Here is a 3,025-nt window from a genome sequence, read left to right as displayed (position 1 = left end):
CCCCAAGGATGCAGCGCCCGCCGGATCCGGTTCCCACGCCCCACACCCCGTCCGGCGGGCGTTGTCCGCGCCCGCGGTGATCGCCGAGACCCCTCCCGGCGGTCGCCGCGGGTCCCCGCGCCGAGGCCGTCCGGATCCGGCCAAGTACGATGTCAGGCGTCGTCTTTTGGGAGGTTCCGGTGGGTTTGAGTCCCGTCCCCGGCGGGCGCCCCGTCCCCGGCGGGCGTCCGGTCCTCGGCCAGTGTCCGGAGACGCGGGCCGCACGGTGACGGAAGCGCCCACCCGGCGGCACCGGCGCGCGGAGACGGTCGCCGCCCTGCTGATGATCGTCTTCGTGGCGGTCAACCTCCGTCCGGCGATCGCGGCGGTCGGCCCCGTGCTGACCGAGATCAGGGACGCGTTCGGCCTGTCCGGGACGGCGGCCGGGGCCCTGACCACGCTGCCGCTGGCCTTCTTCGGCTCCTACGGGCTCGTCGCGGCGTTCCTGCGCCGCCCGCCGCGCAGCGAGACGCTGCTGGTCACCGCGATGGCGCTGCTCGTCGCCGGGCTCCTGCTCCGGCTGCTGGACGCCCCGTTCCCGCTGTTCGCGGGCTCCCTCGCCGCCGGGATCGCGATCAGCATCGGCAACATCGCGATGCCCACGATCATCAAGCGGGACCATCCGGCGCGGATCACGACGGTGACGGCGATCTACACGGTGGCGGTGTCGGGCGGGGCGTCGGTCGCGTCCGGGCTGTCCGTGCCGATCGAGGACGCGTTCGACGCGACCTGGCGGCTTCCGCTGGGCCTGCTGGCGATCCCGGCGGCGCTCGCGGGCCTGCTCTGGCTGCCGCGCGCCCGCCGGGCCGCGCACGCCGCACGGTCCGCGCCGCCCGTGGCGTCCGCGCGCGGGGTGGCGGCGCGGGTGTGGCGGTCCCGGCTGGCGTGGCAGGTCACGGTGTTCATGGGGATGCAGTCGCTGCTGGCGTACGTCGTCCTCGGCTGGCTCCCGACGCTCTGCCAGGACCGCGGGATGGACGAGACCGCGGCCGGATACGTCCTGGCCCTCACGGCGGGGATCCAGGCGGTCGGGTCGCTGGCCGTCCCGGTGCTGGCCCGGCGGACGCGCGACCAGCGTCCACTGGTGGTCGTCACGGTGACGCTGACCCTGCTGGGCTTCGTGGGCGTGACGTGGGCGCCGATCGAATCGGTCTGGGGATGGGCGGTCGTCCTCGGGCTGGGGCAGGGCCTCGGGTTCGCGTCGGCGCTGTCGTTCATCGGGCTGCGGGCGCATGACGCGCGGGTCGCGGCGCAGCTGTCGGGGATGGCGCAGGGGGTCGGCTACGTCATCGCGGCGCTCGGCCCGCTCGCGATCGGCGCGCTGCACGACGCCACGGACGGCTGGACCGTTCCGATGATCGCCGTCCTGCTGGTCTGCGCCGTCATGGCCCTGCCCGGGCTGGCGGCCGGGCGCAACCGCGCGGTCGGCGGAGACACCACCGGAACGCCCGAACCAACCCCAAATGGGGTTAACGCGTCAATAAGCGGACACATCCCTAATTGACCCCGTGTTCAGGCCGATACACCACCGGGAGGTGGTCCGAGATGCTCGCCACGATCCTGGCCGAACCCGCGCTGACCGGCTCCGTGCTGGCGGAGACGGCCCCGCGCGGCCCTCTCTGGTGGGCGTGGATCATCCCGGTCGTCGCCGTGGTGGCGCTGGTCGGGCGGCTGTCCATGACGGTGCTGGCGTCGTCCCGGAAGATCCACCCCGAGCGCCGCAACGACCAGCACAACCATCGCGGGATGGAGCAGGGCGGCACCTACACCTACCGCCCCGGCATGTTCTCGCACAGCTATCCGCCGAGCCGGGAGTCGCAGTGGGAGGAGTTCCGCCGCGACAACCCCCAGCCCGGCCGGGAGCCGAAGAACCCGTGGCCGGACGGCGTCCTGTACGAGCAGACGATCTTCAAGTCGGAGTTCGACGAGCTCAAGGACGAGGAGCCGAAGCAGAGCGGCGGCCCGGCCTAGCGGCCGAAGACGTCCGGGGCGGGACGGATCGCGCCGACGACGCCGTGTCCCCCGCGCACCTCGACCACCGACAGCTCGCCCAGCGCCCCGGCGTCCAGTCCCGCCACGCCCTCATCGACACCGAGGGCGCGCAGCAGGGCGACGGTCACGGGCGTCCGGGCCCGCATCGCCCCGTCATCGATCTTGACGGCGCCCGCCCGGCCACCGGGGAGCGCGAACGCGTCGACGCCCTCCGCCCCGCACTTGACCACCAGGCCGGGGACGGCGTCCATCAGCCGCCGCTCCTCGCGCCGGGTGCCGGACGTCCACTGCGGATGCGTCCGCATCGCCTCCGCGACGCGCCACTCGGGCGTCTCGGGCGCGGCCAGGACCAGCGCACGGAACGCCCGCGCCACCCCGGCCGTGGAAACGGCGAACAGCGGCGCCCCGCACCCGTCCACCCCAACGGCCGCGACCGGCTCCCCTGCCAGTTCCTCCACGGTCTCCCGGATGACGACCTGCAGCGGATGCTCGGCCTCAAGATAGGACTCGGTGGGCCACCCGACCGCGACGCACGTGGCGAGCATGGCGGCGTGCTTGCCGGAGCAGTTCATCCGCAGCCGCGACGCCCCGCCGCCGCTCCGGGCGACGTCCTGCTGCGTCTCGGGGTCGAGCGGCCAGCTCTCCGGGCAGCGCAGGTCAGCGGCCCCGAGCCCGGCCCCGGCGAGGATCTTCTCCGTCCCCTCGACGTGGAAGTCCTCGCCCGAGTGGCTCCCGGCGGCCAGCGCGAGCAGCTCGCCGTCCAGATCGAGCCCGGCCCGCAGCATCGCGACGGCCTGCACCGGCTTGTTCGCCGAGCGCGGGAAGATCGGCACCTCGGGGGACCCCGCGCGCACCACGACCGTCCCGTCGGAGCCGAGCCCGACGGCCACGCCGCGATGCCGCGACTCCACGAACCCGGACCGTTCCACCTCAACGAGCACAGGATTGCTTTCCACCGCTCCCCCTCCTCCGTCCCAGTCCCCCCATGGTCGAC

Annotated in this window: 3 protein-coding genes; 2 read left to right on the top strand and 1 reads right to left on the bottom strand. The window is 74.1% G+C overall.

Features of this window, described 5'->3' with window-relative positions:
- Nucleotides 1-265: 265 nt before the first annotated feature.
- Both E1264_RS41695 and E1264_RS41690 read left to right on the top strand, forming a co-directional pair.
- Nucleotides 266-1,543, top strand: a complete 1,278-nt coding sequence (locus E1264_RS41695) for an MFS transporter (protein WP_243711499.1) — start codon at nt 266-268, stop codon at nt 1,541-1,543.
- Nucleotides 1,544-1,584: 41 nt separating this feature from the next.
- On the top strand, nt 1,585-2,010 hold the full coding sequence (locus E1264_RS41690) for a hypothetical protein (protein ID WP_132182961.1): 426 nt from the start codon (nt 1,585-1,587) through the stop codon (nt 2,008-2,010).
- Here E1264_RS41690 and E1264_RS41685 read toward each other — a convergent pair.
- Nucleotides 2,007-2,987 carry an asparaginase gene (locus E1264_RS41685; protein WP_132182959.1) on the bottom strand — a complete coding sequence of 327 codons (981 nt, stop codon included), beginning with the start codon at nt 2,985-2,987 and terminating at the stop codon, nt 2,007-2,009. The two genes, E1264_RS41690 and E1264_RS41685, sit on opposite strands and share 4 nt — an antisense overlap.
- Between the last annotated feature and the right edge of the window lie 38 nt (nt 2,988-3,025).

The sequence above is a fragment of the Actinomadura sp. KC216 genome (assembly GCF_004348535.1).
GTDB lineage: Bacteria > Actinomycetota > Actinomycetes > Streptosporangiales > Streptosporangiaceae > Spirillospora.
Note: the sequence above shows the minus strand (reverse complement) of the source record. Positions and strands in the feature narration are given on the sequence as shown.